Raw genomic sequence first — 17,007 nt, forward strand, 5'->3', positions numbered from 1 at the left:
GCTAAGGGAGAGCTTGGAATTTTCCATGGAATGAAATCATATTTCTGTCAAGGAAACTATGGTCAGATTTCTCCAGTTTACTCAATCTCTGCAGGGCTTGACTATCCTGGAATCGGGCCTGAACATGCTTATCTGCATGATATTGGAAGGGCGCAGTATGTTTCAGCAACTGATGATGAAGCGGTTGAGGCATTTGAATACTTGTCAAGAATGGAAGGAATCATTCCTGCTATTGAATCATCTCATGCAATAGCACATGCCATGAGAGTTGCTGGGGATATGGATAAGGATGATATAATTGTAATTAACGTATCTGGCCGTGGAGATAAGGACGTGGCAGCTATTGCCCGTTATAAAGGAGTTGAATTATACGAATAATTGTAGGGGATGTTGAAAATGAGTGATAAAAAGGATATAAAAATTGCAGATGCATTTAAGGATGGAAAAGCTTTCATTGGATTCCTCACTGCAGGAGACCCTACAATTGAAAAAACTGTCGAATATGTTTTGGCTATGGAAGAGGCAGGATGTGACCTTGTCGAAATCGGAATCCCATTTTCAGATCCTGTTGCTGAAGGGCCTGTTATTCAGGAAGCAAACATCAGGGCACTGTCAAACAACACTAATACTGATGACGTATTTGAAGCAATCAGGCAAATCAGGGAAAAGTCTGATGTGCCTCTTGTATTTTTAACCTATATCAATCCAGTGTTCTATTATGGTTATGACAAGTTCTTCAAAAGGTGTCAGGAATTAAATGTCTGCGGTATTATTTCACCGGACCTTCCTTATGATGAAAAGGATGAAATTCTCGAAGTGACTCAAAAGTATGGCATTGATATAATAAGTCTTATTGCACCAACTTCAAAAGAGAGAATTCAGATGATTGCAAGGGAAGCAACTGGATTTATTTACGTTGTTTCATCATTAGGGGTCACTGGAATGCGTAGTGAGATTAGAACTGATTTAGAATCAATTTTAAGCGATATAAAAGAAGTTACTGATGTTCCTGCTGCAGTGGGTTTTGGTATCAATACTCCAGAACAGGCAGAAAATATTGCAAAAGTGGCCGATGGTGTTATTGTAGGAAGTGCAATTGTAAATATTATTGCAGAACATGGAGAAAATGCAAGAGAGCCTCTTGTAAATTATGTCAAATCTATGAAAGATGCTATTTTATAATAGCAACTTTCAATATTTTTAACACTTATTTTTGTTCTATTTTTTCATTTAATTAAAAACTTTTTTTCATTAATTTAAAACTATTTTCATTTAATTAAAAACTATTTTTTTTAATTAATTTATATTTTAAATTAAGCTTTTTAATTAAAATCCAATTTTATATTCTATTTTATTGTTATAGAAGATTTCTTCGCAGTTTCATAGCGATAATGAACCTTCTCTACAACACCCTTTACAGTATCATAAGCCCAAACTTGTTTAAAGTATATGACCACTTTATGTGTTCCTTTGCTTAAGGATTTGGTGTTGATCTTTACAGTTCCCTTTTTATTGGTTTTTAGGTTATAATCTTTGTATTTTGTTCCTGTATAAACCCTGATTTTTACCTTTGCATTTTTCAAAACCTTTCCAGTTGCCTTGTTTTTGAAATTAGCATAGAAATATTTTGATTTCTTATATTTGGTACTGACTTTAGGGGCTTTCACAGTCAAAGGAATAGTTTCTTCAGGGTAGCCGGAAATCATTATAGGGTATTTTTTGGAATTTGCAAAGCTGAAATAAAATTTAACTTCTGAATTGTCCCCTCTTTTGATTTGGGAGATGACTTCGAAAACAGCTTTTCCGTTTTTGTTGGTCTTTTTAGTTATTGCAAGAGTTTTTTCTCCCTTATTATATGGGTAGTATTTTAGTTTTAATCTTATGTTTGCTCCTTTCACAGCTTTATTTGTCTTCTTATTAATCAATTTCACAACAAAATAATTGCGTTTTCCGTATTCCTTTATTGTGTATTTGTATTTTCCCATAACAAGATTGCTGATGTCTAGTTTAGGGGTCATGTAATCGCAATTGATTAATAGGTTGTTTTTAGCTTTATTTGAGCCTATAATACAATTAGTTAGTTTTATAAGTCCCTTGAAAGAGTATTCTTCAAAATCTATAATGTTTGGTATTACTTCAATCACCGCTCCGCTTTTTGCAGAGTTGTTGGTGAATTGACTTTTCTGCATTGTAAGATTTCTTGTAAGAGCTATTGCCCCTCCTTCTGTCACTGCAGAATTGTGCTTAAATACAGTATTGTTTATATAGGCTTTTTCAAAGTCTATTAGCAAAGCTCCTCCATAAGGATAGACGATATGATAATTTGGATCGTTTGTAGCGGTTACAACTCTGTTTTTATAGAATTTGCAGGAGTTGATGTATAATTTGTCTCCATGAGGCATGTCATCATAATCTTCACAGCAGATTGCTCCTCCACTATTTGCAGTATTTGATGTGAATTCTGAATTCAAGACTTTTAAGTTGGCTCCAGAATATATTGCTCCCCCACACCTTGCAGTGTTATTTTTAAAGTATGATTTTTCAATTATTGCAGAATAAGCCTTATACTGATTGGCATATAGGTATATTGCTCCACCTAATTTAGCCTTATTGTTTTTAAAATCACAATTTTTCACTGTAAATTTATTTTCAGAGTATATTGCCCCTCCTAAATCAGATTTTCCATTTATTAAATTTAGATTTTCTAAAACCACTCCATTTGCTGTAATGTCGAATATTCTAGAAAGGGCTTTGGCATTTAAAGTAGCTTTTCCATTTATTCCCTTAATGGTTAAGTTTTTATTGATGATGATTTCCTTTGAATCTCCAATATAGGTCCCATTTAACTTAATTGTTGAACCTGCTTCTGCATTGTCTATTAAGTTCTGTATATCTGAGAAAGTTTGTTGGCCATTTGAACTGTTTGCAGGTTCTGATGGTTGGATATTTGGATCATCCGGATTGTTTGTGTCCCCATCATCTTCAGGATTTGTGTCATCTTGAGTATCCCCTTCCTCATATAACAAATCAATATTCCCATCGTTCTGATTTTGTTCTATTGCATTCAAGTCAAAATCATTGTCTTGCATAATGTCTTCTGATGCAGACACCGCTCCAAGACTTATTATAAGGATGAAAAATATTGAAAAGAAGAATAATTTTTTATTTTTCATATTGTTTCCCCACTTAATTATTAGTGAATATTAATTTATTTAATAATGTTAATTAAGTTATCTATTTAAATTTATTTGGATTAGGATAAGATGTTGAATTTAGTAAAAAAAAAGAAAAAGTAAATAGGAAAAAGAAAAAAAATAAATGAAAAATTAAAAATAAATGAAAAAAGAAGAAAAAAGTAAAAATATTTATCATTTATGAATAATGGCTTTCACTAAAATCTTTCTGCAGACTCTTCCCATTCTGGATTTTTTGCAGGAAGACGAGTAAATACTATTGTTGATATTACCAGCACTGCCAGTGTAACAACCATAGATATGAGAGAGGCTGTAGTTTCACCATAATAGAGGTCCACTAAACCACCTAACCATACGATTGATAGGATTATTGGCAGTAAGTACTTAACAATAAACAGCCATTTAGGACCTATTTTAATTGTTTTACTGTTTCTATTAAGTGTATCGATAAGGTTTTCAGCTTTAAATATCCAAGCAAGAACGATACACTCGATGATCACACCGAAAACTATTGCTCCTTGATTGATGATTGTATCTACAGAATCCAAGAGCAATTCACCATATGCAGTTGCATAAAGCATTGAAATTATAGCTCCAACGATACATAAGATGGTCATAGTCTTCTTACGTGTCAATCCGAACTTATTTTGTATTGAATAGGATAAAGGTTCGATAGTTGATAAAATGCTTGTAATTCCAGCAATGTAAACTGCTATGAAGAACATCGGACCTAAGATGCTTGCCCAACTGCCCATCGCATTGAATGCTGTTGGATAAACGATAAATATCAATCCTGCACCTTGAGTTACCAATTGCTCTACTGCTGTACCTGTTTGAAGTGACATGTATCCAAGAATAGAGAATACTCCTAATGCACAGAAGTTTTCAAATATGCAGTTTGCAAAGGCAACGGTAAATGTGTTGGTGATCAAATCTGTATCATCCTGTGTATAGCTGGCATAGGTAAATGCAATTGACATACCTAAACTTAGTGAAAATACGATTTGGCCGAAGGCACCTAACCAGATTCCGAAATCAAATAATGAAGACCAATCCGGTTGGTACAATTCACTTAATCCAATGCTTGCTCCAGGAAGCATAAGGGAGCTTATAACAATAATGATCATAATGATAAAGAGCAGTGGCACTAAAATCTTGGAGACCTTACCTAAACCTGCTTCAAGGTCACGATGGGAAATTGACCAGACCAATCCCCAGCCGATAAGCATTGCGATTGCAATCACTGGGATAAATGTAAGGAGTCCAGTTGCAGAACTTGAAACTTGGAGAAGGGAAGTGTTGAAGAATGTATTAGGGTCTGCTCCCCATCCTTTAAAAAAGCTTAATATGACATAGATTCCATCCCAACCGAGAATGGCTGAGTAATATATCATAATTATGAATACAGCTACAGGCAAGAACCATCCGAGGTATTCCCATTTTGCATGGATTGACTTGATTGCTTTTGCAAAAGAAGAACTGAAATGATATCCTACACCATATTCCAAGATTAAAAATGGAAGGCCCAGAACTAAAATAGCAAATATGTAAGGAATGTAGAATGCTCCTCCTCCATTATAGTACAGCACATAAGGATATCTCCAAATGTTTCCAAGACCAACTGCAGAACCAATCATAGCCAAGATGAATGATAAGTTACTGCCCCACTGATTATTGTTAGACATTATAACACCAAAAATTTTATTATTTTTTACAGTACATACTTAACTAGATGAATATTTGTTGATGTCTATATATTAAGTTATGTTTTTTAAGCTATTAGTTGATTAATATTAGTTTTGGTTTTATTGGTTTTCTCTCATTGTAGCCATTTGCTCGTCACGGCTTTTCAATCTTAAAGTGAATAGGAATGCAATTATTGCAACTATTGCAGCTAAAATCAAACTGAGCTTATAACCTAAAATTCCTGTAAATGATGCGATTATTCCGCCAATGAGTGCACCACCGATAAGTTGTCCTGCACTTGAGAGCATATTCACAATCGCTTGGCCTGCTCCTCTTTCATATGGCTTCGCTTCAGTCAAGACAATATACCTTACAGGAGCGCCAATAATGGTTACAAGCCCTACACCGATTAAACATCCAGCTATGATGAAGAATATCAGATTGTTTGGATAGATTGCAATTGCAATCAGACCAATAGCCAACAGTATTGTCCCAACTGACATGATTGTACGTGAACCGGTTGAATCAAGGATCCTACCAAGTATTGGTGCTGCAACTGCATTTGCCCCTAAAATCGGGATTAGCATAAGGCTTGCAAATTGGTCATTCAATCCCATTGAGAGAATTACAAGTGATGGGATGAAGATTGCTGAAGAGTAGATGATTCCATAGCATAATGTTTCAATGCATGCTATGCGGATTTCCTTGTTTTTCAACATATGTATCGGTACAATGGATTCCTCTGCTCTTTTTTCCACTTTTAGGAAAATAGGAATTAGAATTATGAACATTATTAAAAATGGAAGCACATTCTTAGACAATAAGCTGCTTATGAAATTGTTTGAATCAATTTGGTTAAGGCCGTAGGCTAAAAATATTGCAAGCAAGCTTAGCATAATGATTCCCAAATAATCTATCTTTAGTTTACTGCTTTCTTCCATCTCTGGAAGTATATACCATGCAAAGGCTATTATGAATATTGCTATTGGTATGTTTATTGTAAAGCACCAATTCCAACCAAAGGGAATCAAGGCAGCTCCAACCAATGGGCCTCCAATTGCAGATATTCCAAATACGCTTCCAAGGATTCCCAATGCTCTTCCTCTTTCTTCCAATGGGAAAGCGTCTCCGATAAATGCGCCACCTACAGGGAAGATTCCTCCACAACCAAAGCCCTGTATGATTCTGCCTATAAATATTGCCTCTATGCTAACTGCAGATGCTATTAGAATGGAACCTATTCCAAAGAGGATAACATCTAAAATAAAGACCTTTTTTCTTCCGTAAAAGTCTGAAAACTTAGCCATGACCGGAGAACCGATCATGAAAAATATTACAAAGAGTGTAAATATCCAGCTTGCTTCTCTGCTTGTCAAATTAAATGCTTGTTCAATTGAGGGAAGCACAGGGCCTATGATTCCAGTATCCAGTGAGCCCATGAACACTCCTATCAAGAACAATAAGAGTATTAGGTTACGTGTTTTTGTATCTAGTGTTTGTTGCATAATATTTTTTCCTTTCGATTAGTGATTTATTTATTAGAATAATTTAATTGAGTCATGTTCAAGTGCCGAATTTCTCTCTCACTTTCTTGATTGTGAATCTTGCAAAGGCGAAGTTTAAGATACTTGCAAGGATTCTTCCAGTTGCAAGTCCTGTCCAAATACCGACAAGTCCCCATCCCAAGACTATTCCAAAAGTGTATGTTGCGGTAACTGTAAAGATTACCTCTCTGATGATGGTCCACATCAAGCTCATGGTTCCTCTACCAATTCCTTGATACATGAAACTGGAGGTCATTCCCATACCTGTGAGCGGGAGACAAAGGCTGGCAATTCTTAGGAATCTGGTAATCTCTGGAACTAAAGCAGCGGTTTCCTTAGTGTATGCAAACAATGTTGCAAGCTGTGGTGCAAATGCCACCAATATTATTGTCACTGCTGTTCCAAATGCTACACCAAATTTGACCCCATATAAATGGGTTCTTGATAGATAATCTCCATTTTTAGCACCGTAGGCACTTCCTGATACTGCAGCCACTGCACTACCGATAGCGGTTAGAGGCATTATTGCAAATAGGTATAACCTTTGGCCTGATGTAAATGATGCAATACCGTATTCTCCTCCAATTGTTGAGATGAAAATCAAATATAGGCTTACTGCAAAGGACATCATGAACATATCCATTGATGCAGGAATACCTACCTTTAAGATGTCTTTAGCTATTTTTGAATCGAATTTGAACTCTTTTAGATTAACTTTCACATAGGTGTCCTTTTTGATGAGTATCCAGTATAGGATTACTGATGCGGATCCAAGAGCACTGACAATTGTTGCAAGGGATGCTCCTGCAGAACCTAATCCCATCACATAAATGAAAAGAGGGTCAAGAATCGCATTGAGGGTTACAGACACAATCATTGCATACATTGCTCTTTTCATATCTCCTTCACCACGAAGGATACCGCTTCCTCCGTTACCGAACATGAATGCAATGAGACCTAAGAATAAAGGGGTTCCATATTTAATACCTTCAGCAAGGTTTTGTCCGCTTGCTCCATAAGCTCTAAGCAAAGGTTCCTGAACGGATATGAGGATTACTGTAAGAAGGATTGAAGCCACTAAAAATATTAAGAGTGCATGTGCTGCAGATTTGTTGGCGCCTTCATGGTTTTTAGCACCTACAAAACGACTTATACTACTTGTAGCACCGCTTCCAAGACCTACGCTCACACCATTCAATATCATAAAAATAGGTGTCACAAAACCGATTCCAGCTATTGCAGCCTGTCCAAGCCCTGCAACCCAAATACCATCTATGATATTGTATGATGCTGTAAGTAGCATGGATATCATAATTGGGATAGCAAGTTTTTTAACTGCTATTTCTGGTTCTCCTCTCATTATTTCTACATTTTTATTTGCCATTTTAACCCCTAATCTTTAATAATAACCATTAATTTAATATTTCTTCTGTTTTCCTAGCTATTTTCCTTAATTGGTCTTTTGCATCGTCATCTAATTTGTCTATTCCAACCTGTTCTTCCCATTTCTTTAAATCATTTTCTAATAGGATAGCTAGTTTTTCTCCCTTTTCTGTAATATTTAATATGTATTTTCTTCTATTGTTTTCATCGATGACCCTTTCAACATATTCATGGTCTTCCAATTTTCTTAAGGCTTTAGCTATTGTTCCTTTGCTTTGACCAAAAATAGTTGCCAAATCATCCTGAGATAAATTTTTCCTTTTATAGATTTCCATCAAATATTGGCCTTCATGAACCATGTCTATATGGTTCGGATTTTTCTGGGAATATCTTAATTTATTTCTTGATATGTGGTGTATAAGTGCAATAAAAGGCATTGAATCAAATTTATCCAACTGTTTTTCATTTTCTGTCATGTTTAATAGTTGGATTTTGAAATATATAAATGTTTCTTAGGAAACTGTTCATCAATGAACGATATTAAAATTAGCATTTTTTATGATTTTCAAATATTATTTAAAAGAAGTTTAAAAAAGAGTTTGTTGGCCTTTAGTTGAGCTATTGATTCTCCAATCAATCTCTTCTAAATTGTTTTCCTTTAGGAATTCATTAGCCAATTTGAAATGATTGCATCCAAAGAATCCTCTTCTTGCAGAAAATGGACTTGGATGAGATGATATAAGCACTAAATGATTAGGATTTGTGAGCAGTTCCTTTTTGAGTTCTGCCTGTTTTCCCCATAATAGGAAAACGATAGGGTGATCTTCTTGATTTAATATGCCGATTACACTATCTGTAAATGTCTGCCATCCGCATTTGCTGTGTGAGTTTGCATTTCCCTCTTCGACAGTGAGTACCGTATTGAGTAGGAATACTCCCTGTTTTGCCCATGATTCAAGGCATCCTGATTCTGGAATTGGATAGCCGTATTCTGATTCTATTTCCTTAAAGATATTTTTTAGGGATCTTGGGATTGGATGGCCCTCAGGTGTTGAAAATGCAAGACCGTGAGCTTGTCCTTCTTCATGATAAGGGTCTTGGCCTAATATGACAACTTTCACATTATCTATTGGGCATAACTTGAATGCATTGAATATTTCTTCTTTTGGAGGATAGATTGTTTTTGTTTTGTATTCTTCATCTATGAATTCCTTTATTTTTATGAAGTAATCTTTATTGAATTCTTCCTCTAAAACATTGTCCCATTCATTTCCAATCATAAAATCACATGAATCTTTATATTGATTATACTCTTTTTAATCTTAATAATTTTTATTAATTCTTTAATTATTTCTTTCCAGTCACTTTATCCAAATATGGAATCTTATCGAATATTGCTAAAATAATCAAGCTGATTGCTGTTGTAAGAATTGCCAAAACAGGTATCCAAATCAGCGGATGTCCATTTGAAAAGTTAATCACTTTAATCAAGTTCATCTTCAAATCATACAAAACCAAATAATGGACAAGATAAATTCCATAACTGTAATTGCTTATTGTTGTAAATGCATTTCCTAAAGCCTTATTTTCCATATCTTCAAAATGTTTGGTCTTAGATAAGTATTTGAATAATAAGAATGCATTTGCAGACATGAATAATATCTTTAGATTGAAATAGCTTAATGCTACAAACTTATGCACCAAATGAGACCTTGGTACAACGAAACCGAATATGTACCAAATATATGTGCCTATAAAGAGCAATGCTGTAATGATTATAAGGTATTTTCTATCGATTCTCTTTTCCAAAAAGTCAGATCTTGCCAAAAAGTATCCAATCACTATATAAGATAAGAATGAAAGGTAATAAATCAATTTGGAGTTATATGGATTGAATGAAGTGAAATGGCATATTCCTATGTAGATTACAGAGATCACTGCAAGTATTGCAATGAACTTTTTAGAGAAATCATTGATTTTGCTCTCTTCCATTTGAATAATCTTATTTATGATGAATATGCCTACATAAGCTATTATGATCATCCAAACGAACCATAAATGCACTCCAATTGTTCCGGATTTTCCAAAAAAGATACCTATAGCATTGCTTAAGCTGAATCCATGATATACGTGAATGCTTGTATAGATTATATAAATCAATACCCAAAACAGGAAAGGAATGAACAATCTTGATAATCTCTTTTTAAAGAATTTGGTCAATGTGTCCTTTTTCCCTATAAGAAGTGCTCCACTAAGCATAACAAAAATAGGTATTGAAAACTCTCTAAAACAGTCAAAGAATGCTGAAATGTAAAGATTTGGGCTATTGATGTCTCTTGTAACAAAGAATACTGATACATGACAGAATACGATTCCTATGATAGCTATTGCTCTTAAAACATCATAATAAAATATTCTTTTGGATTTTCCTAAATTTTCAGACTTGTTCATAAGATTACCAATTTTGTTTTTAATCAATAAATTTATAATAATCTCTTTATTTTTAAAGCATTTAATAGTTTTCCAGATTTTTATTTTTTTTTTTATCTGATTGATTTAGCATTATCTATTTCATCACTCTATTTAGAATAAAATGCATTAATTTTCCAAAAAGCTTTTTTAAAATTCCTAAATTAACATTTGGAGCAAATTCATGGTTTACCAAACCTGTGCTTTCCCAAAATTCCTTATCCTTTTTCATGCCATCGCTTTTTTTGGCCATAGTTCTCCAAACATTGTAGAATATGAGGTCTCCAATTTTTGGGGAATGAAGCTTTTTGCTGCTGACGTCTTTATGGAATTTTTGAGAGATTTTATTTATCTCTTCAGTGTCGATTTCCTCTTTTCCACCAAATGCGTATCTTATTTGATATATCTTATTGAATCCCCAATGCCTTAATGTTTCATCAATGTAGTTGGCTACATCCTTTTGGCCGGCTCCTGCTGTAGATACAACAACAAGTGCTTTCTTATCAAAGAATTCTGGTCTGTGATAGAAGTAGGCGGTATGATCAAAGAAGTTCTTAAGGAGTGCAGTGACATTCATTGCATAAACTGGGCATGCTATTATGATTCCATCTGCCCATTTTATCTTTTCTATGATTTGACTGACTGATTCGTGGTGAGGGCAGTTTTCCTCTCCTTCCAAAATGCATTTGAAGCAGCCATTGCACATTGGTATCTTTTCCTTCATCAATTGGATTTCTTCAAACTCCGCATCTTCTCCCAAATTTGTTTTTGCCTGCTTTACCATGCTCCATGTATTTTTCTTTCTTGGAGAACCATTGATTATTAGATATTTCATTTTAACACCTTTCGATAATTATTATAATTTTTATTATTTTTTCACATGTCTAATTGTCCCTCAAGGACCTTTTTTTCTTTATATTCAAATCCTTCATCAAACTCATCAACTTTTTTCTCATCAACATCAAAGACCTTTGGGTTTTTGAATATTCCCTTATCGTAATCAAAATCATTAAAAGTCTTTTCAAATATTTTTATCATGAAAAATGGATTTTCTTCATCAAAATCTGTTCCCTCCAGGAAGAAATTGTATTTTGATGCACTTTCAAAGCCGAATCTGTGGTAATAGTCTTCATCGCCGATTACAAAAACAAATGGAATATTCATTTTTTGTGCAAGATTCAAAGTGTGTCTTATAATTTTAGACCCATATCCATGGCTTTGATGTTTGAAATCTATGGCTATTGGACCAAGAACAGTGGCTTTTCCGCTGCCTTCATTTACCTTAATGTCAACTCCATACCTATTTTCCTTGAAAAGATCCAATCTTCCCTTTGAATAGTTTATATGGCCTATGATTTCATCATCCTTTTCAATCACATATGCCAATTCCTTTATGAAGCTTGAATCCTCCCTTAGCTTATGAACTATATAATGCTCATATGCCCCAGGTCTATAGACATTCCAAAAGGCATCCCTTACCAGATTTTCCACTTTTGAGTAATCCTTTTCTTTTTCCAATCGGATATGTCCCTCATTTGAGCTTTCATTATTATTCTCCCCATCATCTTCTTCTAAATCTATCTTCACGGAATTGAAGAGAAGTTTCATATGTGCTGTTGTTCTTCTTTCGAAATCCTTTAAGAATGTCTCATCATCTTCTGGGTAATTTATTATGAAATGCTCATATAATAGGAACAGTCCATAGTAATAGAATGATTCTGCAAGTTGCTTGATGTCAGCATCCATTCTGATGAAATTCTTTTCCTTCATCAGTTCAAAAAGATCTTCCCATCCTTTAATTGCATAGCCTATAATCGCTTCCTTTACAAAATTCTTTATCTTTTCATTATGGTATGACTCTACAAGAAATATTCTTGTGATTTTCATCATCTTCTCTTCGGAAAGTTTTGAAATGAATCTGTCGCTACCTTCCTTATAGAACTGCTCAAAATCCATATCCAATTTTTCTCCAGATTGCATTACAGGTGCTTCTTCCTTAAGCATTTCATTAATGTAATAGTTTAATATGGATTCTAAGATAGATTCTTTGCTATTATAATGATTATAGATGGAACTCTCTTTTATTCCAACTTCTTTAGCTATTTGACGTATGGAAACTCCATCATATCCTTTTTGTGAGAATAAGTCAATGGAAACATCAAATATCTTTTCCTTTGTATTTTTTTCTGCCATTTTCTCTCCTTTATCCGATCTTGATGCTTATTTAATTTTTTAAAATCATTATTAAACTAACACTTGTTAGTTAAATTCATATTGTATTTTTATTTTCTTTATTAATAAAACTAACGATTGTTAGTATAATTTTTAAAAAATAGTTTTTTTTCATAGTTTTAGTAAAAATGTTTTAAAAAAGTAATATGATAAAAAATAGCTTAGAATTATCTATTTTCAGTATTAAATACGATGTATGACTTGTTGAATCCCAATATCTCATCGAATTCAAATTGGCAGTTCAACTTGGATAATTCTTCAATATTTTTTGATTTCATCAGAGCATCATTTGAAAATGGATTATACATGGCTCCTTCAGTAGTCAATGCGACACGAAGCTCATCATCTATTAACCTTATTGTAAGGTCAATCTCTTCAAGATTTGGATTATTATCAAAAAGGTCATTGCATATATCATTAATTGAATTTGAAAGAACTGCTGCATCATCCTTTAGTTCATTTTCAATGGCAAGCAATGTTTCTTTTGTTTCATCATCAAAATTCTTATAAATTTTTCCCACATCTCTTCTGTTATATGTCCAGGTGATTAGATTTGAATCTTGAAGCATGAAAAGCCTGTGGAGCTTGTCCTTATAATTTCTTTGCATGTGAAGTGTATAAATAATGTAAACAAGCAATGGAACACATTCAGCTATCAATATTGAAATCCAAATACCTATTCCACCACTTATTCTTGTCAATATCAATGCACCACCAACTGCAAAGAGGAACTCCTCTAAAAATGTAATGATGGATGAAATCTTGTTATATTCAATAGCTTGTGCATAATTTGCCAAGAGATAGGACATGCAACGTCCCACTAAGGAAAAGGCAGTTATACGTATAGCCAAACTAATAACTTCTGCATGGTATGGGTTGACAACATTGAATAATTTCAATAATATTTCAGGATAAATAAAAAACAGCACACTTATTGGGAAAGAAATAAACAATACATCCCTTACTGAACGTGAAATAATGTATTCCACTGCTTCATAATCCATTTCCTTATGCAGCACAGCCACAATTGGTGACATGGTTTTCATGATTCCGGATAGGAATATGTAAACGAAAGATTCGCTATTGTCATATACTAAAAATGCCAAGAGTCCTGCAACTCCCAAATATGTTGAACATAAATATGTCAGTACGCTCATCTTCAATGCAAAGAATATTTTTCCGATAACTTCAGGTGTATTGATTATAATTTCCTTAATGGAAAGTAAAATCTCTTTTATCTTAAATTTCGCCAGTGAAACTAATCTAAATGTTCCATTCTTTTTGAAGAAATATGTGGAAATGTAGATTGCACCAACAAGGTATCCCAAGACTGATGCCAATGCTGTGTAGGCAATTCCCATATGGAATCCCTTAAGGAATACTATGTCAAGAATTATGTTTAGAATATTTGCAATAAGCACTGCATAGAAAGGCATTTTTGGGAATCCATCAGCACGAATGAAAAATGAAACAACCAATATATAGCAGTTTAATGGATAAAAGAACATCAGCATCAACAGATATTCTTTACTGAGCTTAAATATGTCCTGCGGAGTATTGAAGAACATCAATATCTGATCAATGAAAAGGAATATGAATAAAATATATAGTATTGTTACAAGTACAATTCCTAAAACTGAAAGTGTGAAATAATAGTTCACTTTTTCATGCTTCAGCTGTGATTGGGCTCTTAATGCTAATAAACTGCCTCCTTGGCCGAATAGGATATAAAATATTCCAGTAATATAGGTCATAGGGGATGCTAAATTAACTACAGATAATTGTACAGACCCTAATAGGAATCCTATTATAATCACATCAATCACTGCACAGACCTTTTCAGACATTACCATAAAGAAAGTAGGCAGTAGCAGCTCATTGTATTTTTTTTCTAAAAAAGCGTATCTCCTTTCCAATTTCTCTCCCATATTTTCCACCTGAGAAAAACATAATTGGTTAATTAAGTCATCTAAAATTATTTTTAATTTTTAATAGTAAATAAGTTTTGATTTTAGGTTTTCAATTGAGAAGATTTCGTTAAAATAAGTTTTGTGGATAAGTTTTGTGGATAAGTTTGAATTGGATTTATAAATGACTAGTTATTTATATTAAAAAGTCAAATATATCATATGCTAATTAATTTTTTGGGCTGGTAGCTCAGATGGTAGATCGTCGCCTTGGCATGGCGGAGGCCCCGGGTTCAAATCCCGGTCAGTCCATTTTATTTTTAATAAAACAAGCAATTTTTCTTTTTTTTAATTAATCTTTTTTAAAATAAATTTCTTTTTTTAATTTAATATTTTCAAAAATATTTTTTTTTTTTTTTTAATCGATATCATATTTTAAATAGCCTTTGGGCATTTTCTGTTGTAATTTTTATGATTTCATCTTCACTCATATCCAATTCTTCAGCTATTTTTCCTATTATGTATTTCAAGTTCATTGGGCTGTTTTCTTCTCCCCTTTTTTCTTCTGGAGGCAAATATGGTGAATCTGTTTCCAATACAATATGGTCTATGCCTATATTTTTCAGCATTTTTCTTGTTTTTTTATTGTTGCTGTGAGTGATTGTTCCACCTACTCCTATGTAGAAACCTAATTTGATGAATTCCTGTGCCATTTCTGCTGAACCTGGATATGAATGTAAACTGCCTACCGCGTTGTGTTTTTTCAATACATCAAATGTGTCTTTCATTGCCTTTCGGGAATGGACTATGACAGGCAGTTCATGTTTCTCTGCAAGGTTCAACATTTTTTCAAACAATTCTATTTGGCTATCCTTATTTTCCTTATCCTTATAATAATCAAGCCCTATTTCTCCTACAGCTATTACATTGTCATTATTTAGTTGATTGTCTAATAAAGAAATGTTTTCATCTGTAATTTCATCTGCAAAGGTGTAGAAATATCCTAATGCAGCATAGGCATTTTCATATTTGTAAGCCAATTCCAACACTTCTTCATTGCTTTTAGGATCAGTTCCATTCAATATCAGAAGAATGTCGTTATTTGCAGCTTCCCTTATTATTTCCTCTGCATTTTCCATTTCACTACTGTAGATATGACAATGTGTGTCTATAATCATAAGCCATCACTTGAATTAGATAATTGTTTTAACATTAAGTTTTTATTGTCTTAACCTCAATTATTATATAATCAATTAAATTAATTTAAATTTTTGGTGAGCCCAGATGGATGAGAAATTTTTAAGGACAGAAATGTTGATTGGAAAGGAAGGAATGGAAAAGTTAAAGAATGCCAAGGTAGCCGTTTTTGGCCTTGGTGGAGTAGGATCCTTCGTTTGCGAAGGACTTGCAAGAAGCGGAATAGGCAATTTTGTTCTAGTGGATTTCGATAAGGTAGATGAGTCCAATATAAACAGGCAGATAATCGCCACAACAAAAACAATCGGCAGAAACAAGGTTGATGTCATGAAAGAAAGGATTCTGGATATCAATCCTGATGCTAATGTTGAAATTTATAATGAATTCTATCTGGCTGATTCAACATCAGACATCATTACAGAAGACCTGTCATATGTCGTTGACTGTGTGGATACCATAATGGCTAAGATTGCAATCATATGCAAATCCAAGGAAATTGATGTGCCTGTCATGTCCTGTATGGGAACTGGAAACAAGTTGGATCCTACAAGTTTTGAAATTGATGATATTTATAAGACCTCATACTGTCCTCTTGCCAGAATAATGAAAAAAGATTTAAAAAAGAGAAATATAAAGAAATTAAAGGTCTTGTATTCAAAGGAACATCCTATAAACACAAATGATTGTGAAATAAACCAAAATGAAAAGAAGCATAAGGTCAAGGGAAGCGTTTCCTTCATGCCTCCTGTTGCAGGATTGATGATTGCCGGTGAGGTAATAAAGGATATTGCTATTAAAAATAGAAAAAAGTAGGTTTTTTCATCAATTAAGGTATTTGGAGTTATTTTTCTTAAAAGATGTTTAAACTATTTTTCCTCAACTACCTTTCCGCTCATATGTTCTATTGTTATCTCATACAATTCTGTAACATCCAAAAGCTTATCTATTTCTGATTTTGTCTCCTCTTCACTTGGGAAGAACTTGTTTCCTAAATGAGTCAATTTTTCTATTTTCAAATCCTCATCCTTAATTGTTCTCATTCTGCCAAAGACAATCACGCTTTTGAATGTGTACCACCAGCTGTCTGATTTTACTCCCTTGTCAATTACACAATAGGATACCTTGTTGTGCTTTTCTATTGCATCCCTTTTATGACTTTCTTTTATGGTTCCATGGAAGTATATCTTTCCATCTACATAAACATGACTTAAAGGCACTGCATAAGGATATTCATCATCACCTAAAACCGCCAATACACCACGTGGTTCATTGATTAAAATATCTATGCACTCTTCTTTACTTAATGCCTGTTTTTTCCTTCTCATTTCTCTAAACATATTAATAGGTTTAGAGCAACTTATAAAAATAGTTTTATCTATTTTGCATTATCTTTCA

General features: G+C 33.6%; 14 protein-coding genes, 1 tRNA gene and 1 pseudogene. 4 read left to right on the plus strand and 12 right to left on the minus strand.

What is annotated here, in order from left to right; genetic code table 11:
- Positions 1-378, plus strand: a pseudogene (locus ACKI67_RS06925) (tryptophan synthase subunit beta); the annotation flags it as partial.
- 18 nt (positions 379-396) lie between these two features.
- Positions 397-1,182, plus strand: a complete 786-nt coding sequence (trpA, locus tag ACKI67_RS06930; RefSeq protein ID WP_407462733.1) for a tryptophan synthase subunit alpha — start codon at positions 397-399, stop codon at positions 1,180-1,182.
- 164 nt (positions 1,183-1,346) lie between these two features.
- Here the strand turns inward: trpA and ACKI67_RS06935 are convergent, their stop codons facing one another.
- The 10 genes from ACKI67_RS06935 to ACKI67_RS06980 all read right to left on the minus strand — a co-directional run bounded on the left by ACKI67_RS06935 (position 1,347) and on the right by ACKI67_RS06980 (position 14,436).
- Positions 1,347-3,173: a hypothetical protein gene (locus ACKI67_RS06935; RefSeq protein WP_407462735.1), complete on the minus strand. Its 1,827-nt coding sequence runs from the start codon at positions 3,171-3,173 to the stop codon at positions 1,347-1,349.
- Positions 3,174-3,391: 218 nt separating this feature from the next.
- A complete protein-coding gene (locus ACKI67_RS06940) occupies positions 3,392-4,879 on the minus strand; it encodes a sodium-dependent transporter (RefSeq protein WP_407462736.1) in 1,488 nt (495 codons plus the stop codon).
- 120 nt (positions 4,880-4,999) lie between these two features.
- Positions 5,000-6,385 carry an MFS transporter gene (locus ACKI67_RS06945; RefSeq protein WP_407462737.1) on the minus strand — a complete coding sequence of 462 codons (1,386 nt, stop codon included), beginning with the start codon at positions 6,383-6,385 and terminating at the stop codon, positions 5,000-5,002.
- Positions 6,386-6,443: 58 nt separating this feature from the next.
- Complete coding sequence (locus tag ACKI67_RS06950; RefSeq protein WP_407462738.1) at positions 6,444-7,808, minus strand: MATE family efflux transporter; 1,365 nt, start codon at positions 7,806-7,808, stop codon at positions 6,444-6,446.
- A gap of 28 nt (positions 7,809-7,836) precedes the next feature.
- A complete protein-coding gene (locus tag ACKI67_RS06955) occupies positions 7,837-8,283 on the minus strand; it encodes a MarR family winged helix-turn-helix transcriptional regulator (RefSeq protein WP_407462739.1) in 447 nt (148 codons plus the stop codon).
- A gap of 111 nt (positions 8,284-8,394) precedes the next feature.
- On the minus strand, positions 8,395-9,087 hold the full coding sequence (gene ung, locus ACKI67_RS06960; RefSeq protein WP_407462740.1) for a uracil-DNA glycosylase: 693 nt from the start codon (positions 9,085-9,087) through the stop codon (positions 8,395-8,397).
- A gap of 67 nt (positions 9,088-9,154) precedes the next feature.
- Positions 9,155-10,258 (minus strand): acyltransferase, encoded by a 1,104-nt coding sequence (locus ACKI67_RS06965; protein ID WP_407462741.1) that lies wholly within the window; start codon positions 10,256-10,258, stop codon positions 9,155-9,157.
- Between the two features lie 115 nt (positions 10,259-10,373).
- Positions 10,374-11,111 (minus strand): flavodoxin family protein, encoded by a 738-nt coding sequence (locus ACKI67_RS06970; RefSeq protein ID WP_407462742.1) that lies wholly within the window; start codon positions 11,109-11,111, stop codon positions 10,374-10,376.
- A 41-nt stretch (positions 11,112-11,152) separates the two neighbouring features.
- Entirely contained in the window at positions 11,153-12,469 is a 1,317-nt protein-coding gene (locus tag ACKI67_RS06975; RefSeq protein ID WP_407462743.1) for a GNAT family N-acetyltransferase, read from the minus strand.
- Positions 12,470-12,675: 206 nt separating this feature from the next.
- Entirely contained in the window at positions 12,676-14,436 is a 1,761-nt protein-coding gene (locus ACKI67_RS06980; RefSeq protein ID WP_407462744.1) for an MATE family efflux transporter, read from the minus strand.
- 218 nt (positions 14,437-14,654) lie between these two features.
- Between ACKI67_RS06980 and ACKI67_RS06985 the strand changes: the two genes are divergently transcribed.
- Positions 14,655-14,727 (plus strand) — tRNA-Ala (locus ACKI67_RS06985).
- Between the two features lie 116 nt (positions 14,728-14,843).
- Here ACKI67_RS06985 and ACKI67_RS06990 read toward each other — a convergent pair.
- Entirely contained in the window at positions 14,844-15,593 is a 750-nt protein-coding gene (locus tag ACKI67_RS06990; RefSeq protein ID WP_407462745.1) for a TatD family hydrolase, read from the minus strand.
- Positions 15,594-15,699: 106 nt separating this feature from the next.
- Between ACKI67_RS06990 and ACKI67_RS06995 the strand changes: the two genes are divergently transcribed.
- Positions 15,700-16,425, plus strand: a complete 726-nt coding sequence (locus ACKI67_RS06995) for a ThiF family adenylyltransferase (RefSeq protein WP_407462746.1) — start codon at positions 15,700-15,702, stop codon at positions 16,423-16,425.
- 53 nt (positions 16,426-16,478) lie between these two features.
- Here ACKI67_RS06995 and ACKI67_RS07000 read toward each other — a convergent pair whose 3' ends face one another.
- On the minus strand, positions 16,479-16,949 hold the full coding sequence (locus tag ACKI67_RS07000; protein WP_407462747.1) for a pyridoxamine 5'-phosphate oxidase family protein: 471 nt from the start codon (positions 16,947-16,949) through the stop codon (positions 16,479-16,481).
- Between the last annotated feature and the right edge of the window lie 58 nt (positions 16,950-17,007).

This window comes from Methanobrevibacter sp. (assembly GCF_045577275.1).
Lineage (GTDB): Archaea > Methanobacteriota > Methanobacteria > Methanobacteriales > Methanobacteriaceae > Methanobrevibacter.